This window comes from Nocardia sp. XZ_19_369 (assembly GCF_015355715.1).
Classification (GTDB): domain Bacteria; phylum Actinomycetota; class Actinomycetes; order Mycobacteriales; family Mycobacteriaceae; genus Nocardia.
This window is the reverse complement of sequence record NZ_JACVED010000005.1, coordinates 207955-227731: the sequence shown is the minus strand read 5'-3', so window position 1 is coordinate 227731 and position 19777 is coordinate 207955. Positions and strand designations below refer to the sequence as shown.

Below are 19777 nucleotides of genomic sequence, written 5' to 3'. Positions count from 1 at the left end.
CCCGCAGCAGGTGCGGACCCTGAGAAAAGGTGCGGATCCGGGCTCGCATGTCCGGGGCGAAACATGCAAAAGGCCCGCATCCGGTCGGGATGCGGGCCTTTTGCGTACGAGATCAGCGCCTGCGAATGGTGCGCTGCACGCCGCGCATCTTGGCGCCGGCGGGCATCGGGCCCTTCGGCAGCGCAGGGCCGGTGCGCGAACTGAGGGCGGTCAGCCTGCCCTCGATGAGGTCCATGCGCTTGGTGTCGATGTTGCGGGGCAGCTTGGTCAGGTAGCGCTGCAGTTCCTTCAGCGGCACCTGGCCCTCGTCGTTGCCGATGACGATGTCGTAGATCGGGGTGTCGCCGATCAGCCGGGCGGTGCGCTTCTTCTCCTGCGCGAGCAGCGATTTCACCCGTTGCGGGGAGCCCTCGGCGACCAGCACCACGCCGGGCAGCCCGATCACCCGGTGCACCGCGTCGAGCTGGGTGGTCGCGGCGATGCCGTTGGACACCCGCCACTTGCCCTGCAGGTTGTCCAGCACCCAGGCCGCGGCGCCCGCTTGGCCCTCGGCCTTGCCGTAGACGCTCTTCTGCACCCGTCGGCCGAAGATGATGAACGCGGCCAGCGCGCCGAGCACCACGCCGAGCGGGACGAGGAACCAGGTCAAACCGAAAATCAGGCCGATGACCAGGAAGACAGCGGTGATGCCGAGCAGCGCGCCGATCATCAACGGCAGCAGCAGCTTGTCATCCTTGCGCTGCATCTGGAACGCCTGCCAGAGCTGCTGCCTGCGCTCTTTCGACTGCTGCTTGCGGGCCGCTTTCGCCGCGGCCTTCGCTTCTTTGGTGGGCTTACCTGCTGCCATGCCACTCAGGATAGTGCCCACGTCGTGCGGGTTCTGCCACGCCTGCCCCGGCGGCGTCCATTACCGTCGCGCCGGCGTCAATTCCAACCGCGCCTGGCCATCGATCCGAGCACGGTGAGATCCAGATCACCGGACGCCTCGGTCCACCCCATCGCCCGTAATTCGACCGGTGTCGCCACGCCGAGCGCATGCCGGAAGCCGATGGCGACCGAGCGGGCGAATTCGACCAGGCTGCGCGGGGAGATCGGCCAGAACATGGTCCTGGTCCAGTTGTCGACCTCGCGGCGCAGCATCGGTTCGTTCCAGCCCAGCTCGCGTAGTTCCTGTGCGGCGGCGTCCGGAATGGGCTGTGTCAGATAATGATCACCCGCCAGCTCGGCGGACAATTTGATGTCGTACTGCATGAATTGGACGTACCGATTTCCGGGCGCCGCAATGATCAACGTTGCCCGCGAAGGTAGCTCAGACAGACATAGCGCCAGTGCTTGCACGAACTGCTCCCAGTCCGCGGTCACCGGCTCGTTCATTCTTCCCCCGGGCGCTCGCACTGGCCCGATCATACGCCGCCCCGCCTGAGACACCACGTGAATCATGTTGTACCCCCTGATACTTCGCGCCGTTCATAGCTGAAGCGGATGGCCCATTGTTCGCTGGTACGAGCCATTTCGATGCGGTGACTACGGTTTACGCGCCGCCGACTCGGACTCGGTCTCCGCTCTCGGCCGCGGCGCTTCTCGAGCTCGACCCTCGTCCGCGATAGCGGGAATACCTGCACGCCAATCTGGCGGCTGGGCGGTTGCAGCGTTGGCTAGCACCGCCTTCGGCCGTAAGCCGGTACGCCGCGCAGGTATCGAAGAGGACTTCACGGTGGCGACGCACCGGTCAGTACGCCGTGATGTCCCGTTCGGCGCACAACAAGACGGAACTACTCACCCAGCGGGACACGGCGGCGGCCAATCGCGAGTAAGCCCGCCATGGTGCCCCACTCGACGCACAGCGAGGCCGAGCCGATCACCCAGCGGGACATAGCGGCGGCGAGCCGCAAGTGAGCTCGCGATGGTTGACCCGTTCGGCGCGCTGCAAGACCGAGCTGCTCACCGAGCGGAACGCCGCTGCGACACACAACGAGTGAGCACGCCATGACGTCCCACTCGACGCACGGCGAAGCCGAGCCGATCACCCAGCGGGACAACGTAGCGGCGAACCCCGAGTGAGCCCGCCATGATGTCCCACTCGATGCATAACCGGTCACCCGACGGGACATGGCGGCGGCCAATCGCGAATAGGCCTGCCGTGGTGTCCCGCTCGACGCGCAGCGAGGCCGAACTGCTCACCGAGGGGGACCTGGCGGCGACCACCTGCGGGTACAGCACGCCATGATGCTCGCTCGGCCGGCGGCGAGACGGAACAGATAACCCAGCGAACAAAGTGGCGACGAATCGCAAGTGAGCACGCCGTGATTTCCTACGCAACGCACAGCGAAGCCGAGCCGACCACCCAGCGGGACAAGGTGGCGGCGAACCGAGAGTGAGCCCGCCACGTTGTCCCCACTCGACGCACAACCGGTCACCTAGCGGGACATCGCGGCAGCCAATCGCCAGTGAGCCCGCATGGTGTCCCATGCAACGCACAGCGAGGCCGAGCCGATCGTCCAGCGGGAGAACGTGGCGACGAACCCCGAGTGAGCGCGCCGTGATGTCCCACTTGACGCACAGCCGCTCACCCAGCGGGACACGGCGGCGGCGAACCGCGAGTGAGCCCGTCATGATGTCCCACTCGACACACAGCCGGTCACCCAACGGGACATCGCGGCGGTCAATCGCGAGTAAGCCCGCCGCGATGCCCCACTCGACGCGCAGCGAGGCCGAACTGCTCACCGAGCGGGACATGGCGGCGACCACCTGCGGGTAAAGCATGCCGTGATGTTCACTCGGCCGGCGGCGAGACGGAACCGATAACCCAGCGGAACAAAGTGGCGACGAATTGCGGGTGAGCACGCCGTGATGCCCCATGCAACGCACAGCAAGGCCGAGCCGATCATCCAGCGGGACAACGTGGCGACGAACCCCGAGTGAGCGCGCCGTGATGTCCCACTCGACGCACAGCCGGTCACCCAACGGGACACCGCGGCGGCCAATCGCGAGTGAGCCCGTCATGATGTCCCACTCGATGCATAGCCGGTGACCCAACGGGACATGGCGTCGGCCAATCGAGAGTAGGCCCGCCATGGTGTCCCGCTCGACGCGCAGCGGGGTCGAGTTGTCCTCCGAGCGAGAGATGGTGGCGGTGAACCGCGGGTGAGCGCGCCGTGATGTCCCACTGGGCGGGGTGCTGATCCGTCGGGTTTCGGCGGTTTGCTGTTCAGCTGGTGGCTACCGGGCGGTGTTAGTTTGCGGTGCGTGTGTGCGCGGTTGGTGGTGAGCGTTCATGACGTCGCGCCTGCTAGTGCGGCGGAGACGGCGCGGTGGTGTGCCGATGCCGATGGGTTCGGGATTCCGGTGTCGCTGTTGGTTATTCCCGGGCCGTGGCGGGGTGCGGCGTTGGCTGAGCGGCCGGATTACGCGAGTTTTCTGCGGGAACGGCGGGCTGGTGGGGACGAGATCATGGTGCACGGGTGGTCGCATCGGGCCGGGCCAGAGGGTGGGTGGCCGCGGCGGATGGTGGGTCGGGCGGTGGCGCGCGGTGCGGCCGAATTCGCCGCGCTCTCCGTTGATGAGGCGGCTGCCAAACTGCGGTACGCCGACGAGGTGATGGCCGAGTCCGGTCTGTCGACAACGGGTTTCACGCCGCCCGGCTGGCTCGCTTCGCCCGCGGCGGAACATTCACTGCGCGCGGCGGGCTTCACACACACCACGGACCACTTCGGCGCGAAGGATCTGCGAACCGGTCGACGCCACCGCGGATTCGCCCTCTCGCACCGCCCCGGCGGCGGCTGGTCCGAACGCTTCGGCGCCGCCATGCTGGTCTCCATGGCCCGCCGCAATGCGGCACGCGGCGGACTGGTGCGCCTCGCCCTACACCCGGACGATCTGCACCGCCCCGGCCTACGCGACGCCACCCTGCACGCTATCGACGCCGTCCTGCACGCAGGCGCTCGAGCAACCACCTACGCCGACTTGGTCAGAGCGGCGGTCGACTAGTGCAAACCCCCAGCTGCCACACCACCTGGTTCCGAACGACGAGCTGCCCCCGACCTGTTCGCAGCGGCTCCCAATCAGGGCGAACCATCAACTGCCACAAGGATTCCCGCCACACGTTCCCAACGGCCGGCCGCCTCCGAACTGGTGGAGGCACTCAGGCAGCCCGAATTGTGGACCGACACACCACAGCCCGCGACACCAGACCTTGCGTACGCCCGCCCCGACCTGGTCCGATCGGCGGTCGACTCGTACAAACCCTCAGCTGCTACGCCACCTGGTTCCGAGCGACGAGCTGGCCCCGAACTGTTCGCAGCGGCTCCCAATCAGGGCGAACCATTGACTGCCACAAGGGTTCCCGCCACACGTTCCCAACGGCCGGCCGTGTCCGAACTGGTGGAGGCACTCAGACAGTGCGAATCGTGGACCGACACACCACAGCCCGCGACACCAGACCTTGCGTACGCCCGCCCCGACCTGGTCCGATCGGCGGTCGACTAGTACACACCACCAGTTGCCACACCACACGGATCCGGCCTACGAGCTGCCCCCGAACTGGTCGCAGCGGCTCCCAGCCAATGCGAGCCGTAGATCGACACGCCACAGCCCGCGATCCCGGAGCCCACGGGCGTACCCTCCCCGACCTGCTCCGATCGGCGGACCGCTGATGCACACCACGATTTCCCACATCACGTGGTTCCGGGCGCCGAACTGCCCTCGAACTGGCCGAAGCTGCTCCCAACGAGTGCGAATGGTGGATCGGCACACCACAGCCAGCGATTCCAGAGCCCACGGGCGTACCCTCCCCGACCTGCTCCGATCGGCGGACAGCTGATGCGCATCGTGCAGATCGCCAACTTCTACACACCCGCCTCCGGGGGGCTGCGCACATGTCTCGATGAGATCGGTCGGGGTTATCTCGCGGCGGGGCATGATCGGGTGCTGGTGGTTCCGGGGCCGGCGGATGGCGATGAGTCGACGGTGTCGGGGCGGCGGATCACCGTGCACAGTCCGAAGTTCGGGGCGGGTGGGTATCACGTGCTGACTGCTCGGCGGACGCGGGCGATTCTGGATGGGTTGCGGCCGGATGTGCTGGAGTGCAGCGACAAGTTGAGTGTGCGGTGGCTTGCGCCGTGGGCGCGCGGTGTCGGTGTGCCGCTGGTGTTGTTCTCGCACGAACGTATCGATGCCATCCTGCGCACGCGTGTGCCACCTGGTTTTCCGTTGACCACGGCCGCCGACCTGGCCAATCGCCGCCTCTGCGTGCGGGCCGAAAAGGTGGTGGTCACTTCGAGTTTCGCGACGGCGGAGTTCGCTCGGATCGGGGCGACCAACGTGCGACGCGTCCCGCTGGGTGTTGATCTGACCACCTTCCATCCCACTGAAACACCCTGGGCCGCTGGCGATCCGGTACGCCTGGTGCTGGTGAGCAGGCTCTCCAAGGAGAAGCGGGCCGAACGCGCGATCGAGGCGGTACGGGTGCTGGTCGAGTCCGGTCTGCACTGCGAACTCACGGTCATCGGTGACGGCCCGCTACGGCCTCGTCTCGAGCGCCTAGCCATCGGGCTCCCGGTGGTCTTCCACGGTCACCTCACCGACCGCGCCACCATGGCAAGCCTGGTCGCCAACGCCGACATCGCGGTATTCCCCTCCCCCGCTGAGACTTTCGGCCTCGCGGTGCTGGAATCTCTCGCCTGCGGCACCCCCGTCGTAGTCCCCGACGCGGGCGCCGCGCGCGAACTCGTCGACACCCCCGGTTCCGGCATCGTCTCCGACGGCACTCCGCATGGCTTGGCCGACGGCGTCCGTCAACTCCTGACGGTCCCCGCCCCGCAGCGCCGCCACACCGCCCGCCTGGCAGCCGAACGTTTCCCTTGGTCGGCGACGGTCACAAGCATGCTCGCCCTCTACGCCGACTATGAGTCCCCCGCCCGCTCAGCCTGACCACGCAACCCTCATGGCCACAACATTCGCCCCGCCCCTCCGCCCGACACCAGCCGCGACGGCGCCGATCTCGCACCATGATCGAGGGAGCCAGCGGCGGCAACGTCCGAGTAGACCCGCCGCCATGTCCCACCCGTGCGGTTCCGGGCTCGTCGTTCCCGAATCAGCGGCAGTCCCTCTGAAATCGGCGGCAGTCTTTCTCAAATCGGCGGCAGGGTTGTGAATCGAATCTCGGTACTGGCCTTGGACGGCCACACCGAAACTTCAACTATGTGACCCGCTCGCACACCGGCTGATCCGACGGTGACGAGTCCAGTTCGTCATGCAACGTAGGTGAGTTCGCAAGCAACGCGATCCCGGCGATAACCAACACAGCCGCCAGGATCAGTAGCACCGGACGCGGATGAACACTCACCGCGAACAGCGTCAGACCTGCCGCATAACTGAGCACCGGATCGGTGATAGTCATCGCGGTAAGCGCGGTGGGCAGCGAACCCCGGGCGTACGCCTCCTGCGTCAGCAGTCCGCCAAGGACGGTCGACACCGGAATCCCCAACAGCGCCCAACTCAGATCAGGGAGCACCGTGGTCGCAATGACCACCAACACCGCCGTGGTCGAAAAGCAGCACCCCGCCGCCACCGCGACCAACGCCGACCGCAACTGCGTCGAGTTCGTCAGCCGCGACACAGCGACCAACACCACGATCCCCACGAAAACACCCACACCAACCCCCGGCAGCAACTCCGGCCGCACCTCCGCATGCCCCGGCGCACTCTGCCCCACCAGCAGAATCAACCCCGCACACACGAAAGCAGTCCCCGCCCAATCCCGCCCGAGCAACGCCCGCCTGCGCCGCGCCGCCGCGAACGGCAACGCGAACAGCAGTTGCACCACCAGCAGCGCCTGCACCACCGCGATCGCCCCGACCCGCAGCGCCACCGCATGCACCACGAACCCCGCGACATTCGCACCCTGCCCCGCCAACCACCGCCGATCGGTTACCAACCGGCGAGCAATCCCCACGATCACCAGAAACCGCCCTTGCCCGGCTTCGGTAGCAGCCTGCCGCGCCGCCCCCTGCTGCAACGCCGCCGACACCGCGAACAACAGCGCCGCGAACAAAGCGAGAGAAATGGTCCCCACCGCGACCACATCGACCGGCCCACTGCCCTGCACATCCGCGGCCTCCGGCATACCGCCCATGCTGGCCGCCCGGAGTGAACACGGCATGGCGCCCGCCCGGCGGGTTGGCAACACCTCGGGCGCCGGCGCCAGACGAGTGCCGACCGCAGCCGGCACGCCCACATCGTGCTTGCAGGCCCGACGAGACTCCAGCAGACCACCCGAGGTTGCCCGGCGTTCCGCAACCGCAACGCGCACAGCTCGACCGGCAACGCCACCCGGCGCGACCGTGTAGCTACTGAGACTCCGCCCCAGATCGAGGCGGCAACCTGGTGGACCGCCGCGCACAGCTGCACCGACCATCCGACAAACCGCATCGGCTGCGCTCTTCGGGAACCCCCACCAACAGACCACCCCGGTTCCGGGGGCTGGACGGTCGTCCGGGCACACTCGATAGTCCTATGGTGAGCGAACGAACGGGCCTGGTGCGCGCCCTGTGCGGGCTGTTGCTGCTGTTGGCTGTGACCACGCCGGTGACGGCGGGGGCCGAGCCGCTGTCGGAGCCGTTCCAGTGGCGGCAGGCGTTTCTCGATGCGCCGGACGGCACTCGGCTGCACGCGGACATTTTGCGTCCGGCGGGTATCGCCGACGACGTACGCACCCCGGTTGTCCTCACGGTCAGTCCGTACCGTGCCCACCTGGCGTACCTGAGTGAGCCCCGGCTGCGCGGCGGACCGTCCACCGACAACTTGCAGGCGGACATGTTCCTGCGCGCCGGCTACACCTACGTGGTCGTCGATCTGCGTGGTTTCGGCGGCTCGACCGGCTGCCCGGATTTCGGCGGCCCCGGCGAGCGATCCGACGTCGCGACCGCGGTGGAGTGGGCCGCGAACCAACCGTGGTCCACGGGCAAGGTGGGCATGTTCGGCGTCTCCTACGAGGCATGGACCGGGTTGATGGGGCTGGCGACGAAGCCGAAGGGCCTGGCGGCGGTCGCGTCGTTCGAGCCGGTGGTGGACCCGTACTCCTACCTGTACATGCAGGGCATCTCGTGGAAGTTCTCGGGCAAGCCGATCACCGAGAACGGCGTGCGCCCAGCCGATCTCGCGGGGCTGGAGCACCTGCTGATCGCGTCGACCCCGGCCCGCCCGGAGGATTCACCCGAATACCAAGCCGCTGCGGCGCAACTGCCGATGCAGTGCTACCAGCAGTACCTGGCCGACATGACCAACCACGACGGCAACTCCCCCTTCTGGCGCGACCGCGATCTGGTCGGCCCATTGCGCGGCAACACGATTCCGCTCTTCCTCGGCCAGGGCTTCGTCGACTACAACACCCGCGCCTACCGCGTGTTCGACCTGTGGAACGGCCTCGGCCCGGGCGAACACAAGGCGTGGTTCGGCCAGTGGGGCCACCGCACCTGCCACGACAAGTGCGGCACACCGCATTTCGATACCGAGCTGCTCGCCTTCTTCGACAAGCATGTCGCGGGCCGTGATGTGCAGGTACCCGGCCCGCGGATCACGGTGGGCCAGTTCGACGGCAACTGGCGCGCCGAAACCGCATGGCCGCCCGCCGATGCCGCCCGAGTACCGGTGGAGCTGCGCCCCGGCGGCTACACCGACCGCGGCCTGCTGCCCGGCCCGGATCGCGAATTCTGGTCCGTCTCCGAACCTTTGGCGCAGGCCCAGCACCTGTCCGGCATGCCGTCGGCGTCGCTGCGGGTGAACGGTCCGGCCAATGCCACTGTCGCGGTGGAGCTCTACGACATCGCGCCCGACAACCAAGCCACCGTCATCACCCGCGGCATCGCACCCGTCGGCGGCGACACCGCCGAAGTCCGCCTGCTGGCCCAGGATTGGCCGATCGCGGCGGGCCACCGGATCGGCGTGCGCGTCACCGACGTCGTCGACGACGTCTGGTCGCACACGCCCGCCTTCGCCCAGGTCACCGTCACCGAGGCGCGCATCGAGCTCCCCCTGCTGACCGGGACCCGCACGCCGGACCTCGTCGGCGGCGTCACCGAGGGCATCGTGAAGTGGCGAAACGAGAAGACCATCCCCCTCTCCCCCGCCATGCTGAACAATGCGACGGTGTCCATGAATTTGCCGAACCGCACCGGTGCCCGATGACGGACCCCGTCGACCACCGCACCGCAGAGCGCCTCGCCGCCGCAATACGGTGCGTCACCGTGTCCACCGACGATCCGAACCACGTCGACGACGCGGCCTTCACGCAACTTTCCGCACACCTCGAGCAATCTTTTCCGCGGGTACACGCCGAGCTCGAGCTGGAGCGATTCGGCTACAGCAGGCTCTACCGCTGGCCCGGCGTCGAGCCCGAGCGCGTCTCCGCGATCCTGCTCGCACACCAGGATGTGGTGCCGGTGGACGACCCGCAGCGCTGGACCCATCCCCCGTTCGCGGGCGTGGTCGATGACGAATTCATCTGGGGCCGTGGCGCGATCGACGACAAGAGCAGGCTGCTGGCGATCCTGGAGGCGGTCGAGGCGGCGCTGGCGGCGGGAGTTCGCCCGCGGCACACCATATTCCTGGCTTTCGGCCACGACGAGGAGGTGTTCGGCGACACCGGCGCGATGCACATGGCCGACCGCCTTCGTCGCGACGGTGTACAGGCCGACCTGCTGCTCGACGAGGGCGGCATGATCACCGAGGGCGTCGCCGAGGGGGTCGAGCGGCCGGTCGCCAGCATCATGCTCGGCGAAAAGGGTTATGCGACCGTGCAACTGTCGGTCAGCGAGGTCGGCGGGCATTCGTCCATGCCGGGCAAGCAGACGGCGGTCGGCCGGATCGCGCGCGCGGTGAGCCGCATCCAGGATCATCCGATGCCGTTGCGGATGACGCCGGTGACCGCCGACATGCTGGCCAGGTTGCGGCACGCGATGCCCGCGTCGCGCAGCAGGCTGCTCGGCCTGGCCGGTATCGCCGCACCGCTGATCACCCGGGTGATGGCGCTGCGGCCGCAGACCGAGGCGATGGTGCGCACCACCACCGCCCCCACGGTGATCCGGGGCGGGGTGAAGGCGAACGTGCTGCCCCAGCATGCCGAGGCCTTCGTCAATTTCCGCATCCTGCCCGGCGATTCGGTCCAATCGGTGCTCGCGCATTGCCGGAAGGTGGTGCGCGACAAAGGCGTTCGGATCGAAGCGGAGGGCATGGCGTCCGAGCCGACGGTGCACGCCGCACCGGGCCCGGCGTTCGACATGATCGCCGATATCGCGCGGTCCATCGTCCCCGGCGTCGTCGTCACCACCGGCATCGTGCCCGGCGCCACCGACTCGCGGCACTACCACGACCTCGCGGGCACCCGCTGCAACTTCGCCCCGATCGTGCTCGGCGCACGCGATATCGCATCGATCCACGGAACCGACGAGCGGCTCTCCCTGGTCAACTACGCTCGACTCATCGAGTTCAACCGGCGGCTGATCGCGCAGTTCGCGCAGCCGTCGGCCACCGCGCCGCCGACCTCAGGAGCCGATGCATGACGACCGAGCCGAAGGCCAGTGGCGACGCCGAACCGCAGGCCGACACCGAGCCGCAGACGGCCGACGACACCACGCAGCCGACGGCTCTCGGCGATCCGCAGCCGCAGATCCACACCCGGGCCGGCCGATTCGACGGCACCGGCAGCGGCGTCGCCTGGCGCGCCTGGCTCCCCGACACCCCCGCACGCGGCGTGATCGTCCTCGTGCACGGCGTCGCCGAACACTCCGGCCGCTACACCCACGTCGGCCAGCGCCTCGCCGCCGCCGAATTCGCGGTCTACGCGCTCGACCACATCGGCCACGGCAAGTCCGCGGGCAGCAAGGCCAATATCGGCTCGCTGGACGGCGCCGCCGACAACGTGGCCGCCATGCTCGACATCGCGACCCGCGAACACCCCGACGTCCCCCGCTTCCTGGTCGGCCACTCGATGGGCAGCCTCATCGTGCTGCACCTGGCTACCCGCAGGCCGATCGATGTGGCGGGCATCGTGGTTTCCGCTCCGCCGCTGGACATCTCGGCGGGCAACCCCGCCCAACGCGCGCTCGCCCCGGTATTGACCCGATTGACCCCGAATCTCGGTGTGCTCAAACTGGATTCGTCGCAGATCAGCCGCGACCCCGAGGTGATCCGCGCCTACGACAACGACCCGCTGGTGTATCGGGGCAAGCTGCCCGCCCGCACCGCCGCCGAGATCCTGAACACCACGTTCCTCGTCAAGGAGCGGCTGGCGCAGCTCACCGTGCCGGTGCTGGCGCTGCACGGCACCGCGGACGCGATCGCCGCCCCGTCCAGCACCGATCTCATCGAGCGGGGCGCGGGCTCGAAGGATCTCACCGTGATCCGCTACGACGGCCTCTACCACGAGATCTTCAACGAACCCGAGAAGGACAAGGTGCTCGGCGACGTGGTGGACTGGCTGGAAGCGCACGTTACCGGTAAGTAAGATTCGGGGATGGGAACCACCGGATCCGTCGCGTTCATCCGCGCCAGCTGGCACAGCTCGATCGTCGGCAAGGCCTACGAGGGCTTCACCGCCGAGTACGCCGAGCTCGGCTACGACCCGGCCGCCGTCGAGATGTTCGAGGTGCCCGGCGCGTTCGAGATCCCGCTGCACGCCCAGCGTCTCGCGCGCTCGGGCAGGTACGCGGCAGTCGTCGCGGCGGCACTGGTCGTGGACGGCGGAATCTACCGGCACGATTTCGTGGCGTCCGCGGTGATCGACGGACTCATGCGGGTGCAGCTGGACACCGACGTGCCGGTGTTCTCGGTGGTGCTCACGCCGCACCACTTCCACGAGCACAGCGAGCACGTCACGTACTTCACCGAACACTTCGTGACCAAGGGCGCCGAGGCCGCCCGTGCGGTGGCGACCACCCTCGCCGCGCTGCGGTCGCTGCCGGTGTAGCGCCTACTTGTAGCGCGACAAGCAGGCCTCTTCACCTTCCAGCACGCCGGTGCGGAAGGCCTCCACCCGTTGATATCCGCTCGGTACCGCCTTGCCGTTGACGTCACTGGCGGTGCGCCCCTCGCTGAGCAGCTCAGAGACGGCCTCGTCGAGGTCGCCCGCCGACAGGCGCGGGTCGCTGCCCGGCTCGCTCAGCGCGGTGGTCACCACACCGGACAGGCAGGCGGTGCGCAGCCCCGCGGTCTCCGCACCGGTCAAGCCGAGCTTGCGATCATGTTGCACCGCAAGGACATACCGCGACACGAAGATGACGAAGGCGTTGTAGTCTCCGTTCACCGCCGCCGAGAGCGGATCCAGGCCGTCCTTGGTCGGCGCACCGCGGCCGGCCAGGGCAGGCACCGCGGTGCCGATCGTGTTCGTGCCGGGACAGTACGAAACCGGTTCGGTAGCAGTGGCATTCGCACAGTCCCGCACCACCCCCGAATAGTCGAACCGGGGCGGCGTGCTGAGCGGGAAGATCCTGGCCAGAACCTGGCTCACGCTCTGCAGCGAGGGCACGGTCACCGGAAGTTGCGGCAGGAACTGCTCACCCGGTTCGAATGTGACGGGCAACTTGCCGCGGCGCTGCGCGATCTGCTGCGTGGTGAGCGTCTTACAGCCTTGCGCGCCATCGGAATAGCCGATCTGCACGGCCGTCACCCGCTCGAACGCCGACCCGTGCGCATTGCTGGGATCGCTCGGATCCTGATCCCGGATGGCCACCGTGGCACCGAGGACGGCGTTGAGTCCGTCGGTGGTGTTCAAGGTGAAGTGCGCCGAATCCCCCTCGGCCACATGGCGTAAGAACACTCCGGCGAGGCAGTCGGCCTGTTGCTCCAGCACCAGCGTCGGTGTCCGCAGACCGGCGAGCCTGGCCTGCCGCTGAATGGCGTGGCCGTATTCGTGCGCGAGCACCATCACCACGGCCATCTCGCCGAACTTCTCCGCCACCGCGGGCATCAGCACGCCGCGATCCCAGCCGATGGTGTGGCCGGCGCTGCAATAAGCGGCGTTCACCACGTGATAGGTGCTCTCGCTGCAGAACTCGATCGCCTGCTGCCGGGGCGCCTTCGCGTCCCAGGAGTAGAACTCGGATACCGGGGTGAAGGTGCCGGGGAAGTTCTCCGGGTACGCCGCCGTCCAGAACTCCTGCAGGTCGGCGAGGGAGTTGAGCGCGAGCTTGTCGTACCTGCCGCCGTCACCGTTGATCGCGGTGAGCGGCGCGTCCGGCACGCCCGTGCGTGGGCCGTTCGGACCGGTGGCCGTCATCGAACCGGCTACTTCCCAGTCGGTTTCGGTGGATGGCGCCTTGGTGGTCGGGGTAGGCGGGATCTGCACGCCCTGCCCGCAGCCGGCCAGTACCGCGCCGAACAGCGCTAGCACGGCGACCACACCGAACCGCAGTCGTTGTGTACGCATCATTCACGGGCCTCCCCGAGTACCGTGCACGCCCGACGCGTGCGAGGGCCCGGAGCAGTACAGCTGTCGATACACCGAGCATTCCCACGATAATCGCCGAGTACCCCGCGCGCGTAGCAACGAACGGCCGAGAGTTACCCGACCGTCACTGCCCTTGCCCGCGAACTCAATTCAACCGAGCGCGCACGAGCAAGGCCCGATGATCGGAGCCGGGGACGCTGAACGTCCGCACTTCCTGCGCCGTGGCGTCGGCGAGCAGGACGTGATCGATGCCGATGATCGGGCCCCACCGCCGGTCGTCCGGGAACGTCAGCAGCAGCCCGGCACCCGCCTGGTCGGCTGCGGCGTCGAAGCGGCCGTGCAGCAGTTCGCGATACGCCGCGTGATCGCGGGTCGCGTTGAAATCCGCGCCGACGATCGCGGGTCCCTGTTGCGCGTCGAGGATTTCGCGGATCCGGCGCATCTCCACGAGCCAGTCCGCGAAGTTCAACGGCGGCGGAATCGGATGGAAGGCGAACACGGCGATCGGTCCGCGCTCGGGATGATCCATCGTCGCGGACACCTGGTTCAGGATGAAGCCGTCGTATTTCTTGGTGTCGCGCAACGGGTATCGGCTGTAGATGCCGGTGCCGCCACCGCCGTCGGCGGTCGGCTGCAGATACGAATACGGCAGCAGCGCACCGAGTTCCGCTGCGGCCAGCCGGTCGACGGCGGCGTTGGTCAACTCGTTCACGGTCAGCACGTCGACGTTGTTGTCGCGCACCGCCCGCACCACCGCGTCGAGGTCCGCCTTCCCGAACAGCAGGTTGGACTGCAGCACGGTGACCTCGGGCCCGCTCGCCGCCCGCCCCGCAGGCAGGAACGCGGGCGCCAACGTCCACAGCACCACCCCCACCAGCACCCCGGCTATCCCCGCACTACGCCAGCCCCTGGCGATCAGGAAGAACACCAGCGCGACGAGCGCGCCCACCATCAGATAGGACGCCCCCGACGCAACCAAGACCAGTAACTTTTGCTGCCAGGCCCCGAAATGCAGCACAACCCCGACGACTCCCGCCGTCAGCGCGCACCAACCCACCCCGAGCACCACCCGCTCCAACCATTTCGGCATGCCCCGACCCTATGCGGGAGGTGTGGAGATGCTGTGTGCCGACCGTGCGGTTCTCGTGCGGTTCATGATCGACCGCATAAACTGGGCGCGAACGACACGCTGGAGGCCCGATGTACGTCGAAGAGTTTCGCATCGCGGGCCCACTCACGGCCGAGAGCGCCGAAGAGCTCCTCGTCGGGATGATCGGCTACACCTCGCGCATCACCGTCAGCTGCAATGGGCGCAGCGTGCATGCCCCCTTACTGCCATCGTGCGGGGACGTGCTGCGATTGCGAGCGGGCAGCACGGTGACGGTGACCGCTGAGCACGGCCACCGTCCCGAGCTCGACGAAGACCGGCAGGCGATCCGCGTCTTCGTCGACCGGTTCCAGGAACTCACCGGCGCCTAATCCGCTATCTGCTCGAGCGTTCCGGCTGCTGGTCGTGCCGCCGGTACCTCGCGCATTCCCCATGCCACCAAGTCATATTGCGCGCCGTGCGGTGCCGCCACCGGGGTGCGCAGCCGGCCCTACTTGCCGCGTAGCTGGTGGTCACCGCTCGAGATCAACGGACGGCCCACGAGGGTGCGGCGGGCAGTCAGCGCGGCGTCATCAGCTCGACCAAGGCGGCGGTATCGGTGGTGAGCGAGCCGCCCGCGAATTCCAGTGTCGCGTAGGCCCTTTCGGCCGCCGCCGGATGCCCGGCCCCGCACGCGTCGGTGACCATGATCGGCAGATACCCGAGGTCCAGACTGTGCCGGACCGTCGGTTCGATGCCGACCTCCATGGCGATGCCCGCGATGGCGTAGCTGTCGATCCCGCAGTCGCGCAACGCGATATCGAGCGGTGTCGCCGCGAACGCGGACATGGTGATCTTGTCGAAGACCATCTCGTCGGCGTCGGGTGTCAGCTCCGGGATGAGCTGATATTGCGGCGAGCCCTGGGGGAAGCTGGAGCGCAGCTCATTCGGGTCGTCCACCCGCTGCCATTGCATGGCGGTCCGCAGCTGCGCGACGCCGGATGCGGCGATCGGCAGCGACATGTGCCGGGTGTAGAAGACCCGAAAACCACCGGCGCGCGCGGCATCTCGGAGTTGCACACAGGTGCGCACGATCTTGTCACCGTCGGGGATCTGTCCGACGATGCCCACCTGCATGTCGTAGATCACTACCGCCATCCGCCTGGGATCGCAGGCGTCGGCGACGGTTTGCGGAATGCTGAGGCCGAAGGCATTGCGCACGGCTGCGTCCTTACTTGGTCCGGTCGTAGGGCTCGGCGACGTCGACTTTCGGATCCATCAGCGCCTCCAGCGGCAGCGGCGCCTGCACCGGAACATAGGTCCACTCCAGGTAACCCGCCTTGGTGAGCGGGAAGTCGGCGACATACCGCTGCGCCTGCTCGACGCTGTCCACCTCGAACACGATCACGACGCCGGGTTCGTCGGCGCGCGCGTAGTTCTCCCGCACGATGCCAGCCTTCCACAGCCGCCACACATTGGCGACCTCCTCGGGCAGGTACGGGTTGATGGTCTCCAACGTCACGCCTGGCTTGAAACGGTCGAAAACGATGACCTTCATAGGAATTCGGGCTCCATGTCTGAGGTAGCGAATGCGTACGCCGTCCATGGAATCGCGATGATTACAGTGTTACAAGAACGCACTTTTTGGTGAGTACCCGGAGGCGAGCAGATGCCGGACAAGCGCTACCACTGCGCGGTGGAGGTTACCGTCGACCTCATCGGCGGCAAATGGAAGCCGGTGATCCTCGCCCACCTCAAGGAAGGTGTGCGCCGGTACGGGGAGCTGCGCCGCGCGATGCCGACCACCAGCGAGAAAATGCTCGTGCAGCAGCTGCGGGAACTGGAAGCCGACGGATTGGTGCGCCGCACCGTCTTCGACACGGTGCCCCCGCAGGTCGAATACGAGCTCACCGACGAAGGGTGGAGCCTCGTCCCCGCCCTGACCGCCCTCTACGAGTGGGGCGAAAAACGCGCCGAGCGAACAGGTCTCCGCATCGAGCCCGCGCCTTCGGTAGCGAACTAGCTCCGTGCCTTAATCCGCACTGACTCTCGGGATGCGCACTGTCTTCGGGCCCCTACAGCAGGTGCGTCTCCCGAGAAAGAGTGCGGCGTCGCGGACTACTCGCTGGCGCGCGTTCCGGCACACCGCATCCCGAGGGTCGACGCCCTCGACACACTGACCGCGAACTCCGCGCCCTCACTCCCCAAAAACGCGCTCCACCACTGCTTTCGCCCGCCGCGTCACCCGCATGTAGTGATCGAGGAACTCGCTACCATCGTCGTTCGGCCAACCCGCCACCCGCGCAACAGCGGACAGCAGCCGCCCCGGACCGGGCAACTGATCGGCGGGCTTGCCGCGCACCAGCACCAGCGCGTTGCGCGCCTTGGTCGCGGTGAGCCAGGCGTCGCGCAGCAGCGCGACATCGGCGGCGTCGAGCAGCTCGGTCTGCTCGATGACGTTGAGCGACTCCAGCGTCGAGGTGTTGTGCAGTCCGATCACCTCGTGGGCGTGGCGCAGCTGCATCAGCTGGACCGTCCACTCGATGTCGGCGAGACCGCCGCGGCCGAGCTTGGTGTGGGTGGCCGGGTTGGCGTTGCGGGGTAGTCGTTCGGCGTCGATCCGGGCCTTGATCCGGCGGATCTCGCGCACCGCCTCGGTCGACACCCCGCCCTTGGGGTAGCGCACCTTGTCGATGACGTGCAGGAAGCGCAGACCCAGCTGCTGATCGCCGGCGACCTGATGGGCCCGCAGCAGCGCCTGCACCTCCCACGGCTGCGCCCACGACTGGTAGTAGGCGGCATAGGCGGCCAGCGTGCGGACCAGGGGGCCGTTGCGTCCCTCGGGCCGCAGCCCGGCGTCCACCTGCAACGGCGGGTCGGTACTCGGTGCACCGAGCAGCTGCTGCACCTTGTCGGCGACGTTGATCGCCCACTTCACGGCCTTGGCCTCGTCCTCGCCGGGCCGGGGGTCGCAGACGAACAGGACGTCGGCGTCGGACCCGTAACCGAGTTCCATACCGCCGAGACGGCCCATGCCGATCACCGCGATATCGGCGGGCGCGGGGCCGCCGCGCTCGGCCTCGCTCGCCCGAATCACCGCTGTGAGTGAGGCTTCCAGCACCGCGACCCACACCGAGGACAGGGCCCGGCACACCTGTTTGACGTCGAGCATCCCGAGCAGATCCGCCGAGGCCACCCGGGCCAGCTCGTGCCGACGCAACGAACGTGCCGCGGCGACAGCGCGTTTCGGGTCGTCGTAGCGGGCGGCGGCGGTCATGATGCCGCGCGCGACGTCTTCGGCCTGCGGGCTGAGCAGCAGCGGACCGCCGGGCCCGTCGGCATACATGCGGATGGTGTCCGGCGCGTTGATCAGCAGATCGGGCAGGTACTCCGAGGAGCCGAGCACGATCATCAACCGCTGCGCGATGGCGCCCTCGTCGCGCAGTTCGCGCAGGAACCAGATCTGGTCGTCGAGCCCCTCGGACACCCGCCGGTAGGCGAGCAGGCCCGCGTCGGGATTCGGTGTGTCGCCGAGCCATTCGAGCAGCGTCGGCAGCAGCAACGCCTGGATCCGACCCTTGCGGGAGACCCCACCGGTGAGCGCCTTGAGGTGGCCGAGGGCGTGCTCGGGCGCCTGGTAACCCAGCGCGGCCAACTGCCGGATCGCCGCGTCGGGACTCAGCCGCAGCGCGTCGGGCTCCAGCTTGACCACGGATTCCAGCAGCGGCCGGTAGAACAGCTTGGCGTGTAATCGCCGCACCCGCACGGAGTTTCGCCGGATCTCGCTGGCCAGCACACCGACCGCGTCCTGCCTGCCGTCCGGCCGGATGTGCGCGGCACGGGCCAGCCAGCGCATGCCCTCTTCGTCGTCCGCGGCGGGCAGGGTGTGTGTGCGCCGCAGCCGTTGCAGTTGCAGGCGGTGTTCGAGCAGACGCAAGAACTCATAGGAGGCAGTGAGATTCGCGGCATCGTCGCGTCCGACGTAACCGCCCGCGGCCAGCGCGGTGAGCGCCTCGACGGTGCCCTGCACGTGCAGCGACTCGTCCACCCGGCCGTGCACCAATTGCAGGAGCTGGACGGCGAATTCGACGTCGCGCAGGCTGCCGTGGCCCAATTTCAGTTCACGCTCGCGCATGTCGGCGGGCACCAGGTCTTCCACCCGGCGGCGCATCGCCTGCACGTCGGCGACGAAGTCGGGTCGCTCGGAGGCGGCCCACACCATCGGCATCAGCGCGGCCCGATACTGCTCGCCGAGCGCCAGGTCACCGGTCATCGGCCGGTTCTTCAGCAATGCCTGGAATTCCCAGGTCCGGGCCCACCGCTTGTAATAGGCGACGTGCGACTCCAGCGTGCGCACCAGCGCGCCCGCCTTGCCCTCGGGCCGCAGCGCCGCGTCCACCTCGAAGAAGGCCGCGCTGGCGACGCTCATCATCTCGGCCGCCAGCCGGGTCGCGGTGGCGTCGGCGGGTTCCGCGACGAACACCACGTCGACATCGCTGACGTAGTTCAGCTCGCACGCGCCGCTTTTACCCATGGCGATCACCGCGAGCCGCACCGGCACCGGGCCGTCCTTGCAGACCCTCGCCACCGCCACCGACAGTGCCGCGGTGAGCGCGGCGTCGGCCAGCGCGGTGAGATGACGGCCGACCACCTGGTACGGCAGTACCGGTTCGTTCTCGACGGTCGCCGCCAGATCGAGCGCCGCGAGCAACATCAGCTGATCGCGGTACCGCTTACGCAGCAGCGCGACCACCTCCGGCCCGGACTCGCCGGCCCGGAACAGCATCGCATCGGTCGCGGAGCTGCCCTCCGGCCCCTGCTCCGGCATCGCATGCACCGCGTCGAGCAGATCGGCGATCAACTCGTCGCGCGTCGGTAGCCCCTTGCGCCGCAAAATCTGCCAGGCCGCAGGGTCCACTACCAGATGATCGGCGAACGCACTGGACGAGCCGAGCAGCGCGAACAGCCTGCCGCGCAACGCCGTGTCCGCGCGGATCGCCGAATCCAGTTCGTCCCAGTCGGTTTCGAGCCGCTCGCGCAGCTTGATCAGCGTGTTCAACGCCAGGTCGGCGTCGGGCGCCCGCGACAACGCCCAGAGCACGGGGATAGCTTCGACGTTGTCCCAGCCCAATTCATGCAGCGAGGCAGCGGCGGTGGGCTCGAGCAACCCGAGCCGACCGACGCCGGGGACAGCGGAGCGGGCAGTCGGGGGCCGGACCATAGCTCTCAAATTACATGGTCAGGACCGA

The 19777-nt window shown here is 68.1% G+C and carries 16 protein-coding genes; 8 read left to right on the top strand and 8 right to left on the bottom strand.

Annotation, left to right across the window (positions count from 1 at the left end; translation table 11 throughout):
- Nucleotides 1-112: 112 nt before the first annotated feature.
- Nucleotides 113-847, bottom strand: coding sequence for a DUF4191 domain-containing protein (locus IBX18_RS19965; protein WP_135235807.1), 735 nt, complete (start codon nucleotides 845-847; stop codon nucleotides 113-115).
- A gap of 77 nt (nucleotides 848-924) precedes the next feature.
- The gene (locus IBX18_RS19960) at nucleotides 925-1374 is read right to left on the bottom strand and encodes a hypothetical protein (RefSeq protein WP_194835134.1); all 450 of its coding nucleotides are present in this window, start codon (nucleotides 1372-1374) and stop codon (nucleotides 925-927) included.
- A gap of 1890 nt (nucleotides 1375-3264) precedes the next feature.
- Here IBX18_RS19960 and IBX18_RS19955 point away from each other — a divergent pair.
- Together IBX18_RS19955 and IBX18_RS19950 are read left to right on the top strand one after the other, a co-directional pair.
- Nucleotides 3265-3987 carry a polysaccharide deacetylase family protein gene (locus tag IBX18_RS19955; protein WP_306796328.1) on the top strand — a complete coding sequence of 241 codons (723 nt, stop codon included), beginning with the start codon at nucleotides 3265-3267 and terminating at the stop codon, nucleotides 3985-3987.
- A gap of 831 nt (nucleotides 3988-4818) precedes the next feature.
- The gene (locus IBX18_RS19950) at nucleotides 4819-5928 is read left to right on the top strand and encodes a glycosyltransferase (RefSeq protein WP_194835132.1); all 1110 of its coding nucleotides are present in this window, start codon (nucleotides 4819-4821) and stop codon (nucleotides 5926-5928) included.
- Between the two features lie 268 nt (nucleotides 5929-6196).
- On the opposite strand, the gene IBX18_RS19945 is transcribed toward IBX18_RS19950, so the two are convergent.
- The gene (locus IBX18_RS19945) at nucleotides 6197-7123 is read right to left on the bottom strand and encodes a DMT family transporter (RefSeq protein WP_194835131.1); all 927 of its coding nucleotides are present in this window, start codon (nucleotides 7121-7123) and stop codon (nucleotides 6197-6199) included.
- A 389-nt stretch (nucleotides 7124-7512) separates the two neighbouring features.
- On the opposite strand from IBX18_RS19945, the gene IBX18_RS19940 reads away from it, so the two are divergent.
- Genes IBX18_RS19940 through IBX18_RS19925 form a run of 4 tightly spaced genes read left to right on the top strand, consistent with a single transcriptional unit; the run spans nucleotide 7513 to nucleotide 11962 of the window.
- Nucleotides 7513-9183 carry a CocE/NonD family hydrolase gene (locus tag IBX18_RS19940; protein WP_194835130.1) on the top strand — a complete coding sequence of 557 codons (1671 nt, stop codon included), beginning with the start codon at nucleotides 7513-7515 and terminating at the stop codon, nucleotides 9181-9183.
- The gene (locus IBX18_RS19935) at nucleotides 9180-10556 is read left to right on the top strand and encodes a M20/M25/M40 family metallo-hydrolase (RefSeq protein ID WP_194835129.1); all 1377 of its coding nucleotides are present in this window, start codon (nucleotides 9180-9182) and stop codon (nucleotides 10554-10556) included. The genes IBX18_RS19940 and IBX18_RS19935 overlap by 4 nt, the downstream gene beginning before the upstream one ends.
- Complete coding sequence (locus IBX18_RS19930) at nucleotides 10553-11500, top strand: alpha/beta hydrolase (protein ID WP_194835128.1); 948 nt, start codon at nucleotides 10553-10555, stop codon at nucleotides 11498-11500. Before IBX18_RS19935 ends, IBX18_RS19930 begins: the two co-directional genes overlap by 4 nt.
- Before the next feature lie 9 nt (nucleotides 11501-11509).
- Entirely contained in the window at nucleotides 11510-11962 is a 453-nt protein-coding gene (locus tag IBX18_RS19925) for a 6,7-dimethyl-8-ribityllumazine synthase (RefSeq protein WP_147137965.1), read from the top strand.
- Between the two features lie 3 nt (nucleotides 11963-11965).
- On the opposite strand, the gene IBX18_RS19920 is transcribed toward IBX18_RS19925, so the two are convergent.
- Together IBX18_RS19920 and IBX18_RS19915 are read right to left on the bottom strand one after the other, a co-directional pair.
- Entirely contained in the window at nucleotides 11966-13423 is a 1458-nt protein-coding gene (locus IBX18_RS19920) for a metallopeptidase (RefSeq protein WP_373889208.1), read from the bottom strand.
- 163 nt (nucleotides 13424-13586) lie between these two features.
- Nucleotides 13587-14531, bottom strand: coding sequence for an endonuclease/exonuclease/phosphatase family protein (locus IBX18_RS19915; protein WP_194835127.1), 945 nt, complete (start codon nucleotides 14529-14531; stop codon nucleotides 13587-13589).
- Nucleotides 14532-14641: 110 nt separating this feature from the next.
- Here IBX18_RS19915 and IBX18_RS19910 point away from each other — a divergent pair, with 110 nt between their 5' ends.
- A complete protein-coding gene (locus IBX18_RS19910) occupies nucleotides 14642-14920 on the top strand; it encodes a hypothetical protein (protein ID WP_194835126.1) in 279 nt (92 codons plus the stop codon).
- A gap of 187 nt (nucleotides 14921-15107) precedes the next feature.
- Here IBX18_RS19910 and IBX18_RS19905 read toward each other — a convergent pair whose 3' ends face one another.
- Nucleotides 15108-15749 (bottom strand): cysteine hydrolase, encoded by a 642-nt coding sequence (locus tag IBX18_RS19905; protein WP_194835125.1) that lies wholly within the window; start codon nucleotides 15747-15749, stop codon nucleotides 15108-15110.
- 10 nt (nucleotides 15750-15759) lie between these two features.
- A complete protein-coding gene (locus tag IBX18_RS19900) occupies nucleotides 15760-16086 on the bottom strand; it encodes a hypothetical protein (protein ID WP_107655061.1) in 327 nt (108 codons plus the stop codon).
- Between the two features lie 111 nt (nucleotides 16087-16197).
- Between IBX18_RS19900 and IBX18_RS19895 the strand changes: the two genes are divergently transcribed.
- Nucleotides 16198-16551, top strand: a complete 354-nt coding sequence (locus tag IBX18_RS19895; RefSeq protein WP_194835124.1) for a helix-turn-helix domain-containing protein — start codon at nucleotides 16198-16200, stop codon at nucleotides 16549-16551.
- A gap of 174 nt (nucleotides 16552-16725) precedes the next feature.
- On the opposite strand, the gene IBX18_RS19890 is transcribed toward IBX18_RS19895, so the two are convergent.
- Nucleotides 16726-19749: a bifunctional [glutamine synthetase] adenylyltransferase/[glutamine synthetase]-adenylyl-L-tyrosine phosphorylase gene (locus IBX18_RS19890; RefSeq protein ID WP_194835123.1), complete on the bottom strand. Its 3024-nt coding sequence runs from the start codon at nucleotides 19747-19749 to the stop codon at nucleotides 16726-16728.
- Between the last annotated feature and the right edge of the window lie 28 nt (nucleotides 19750-19777).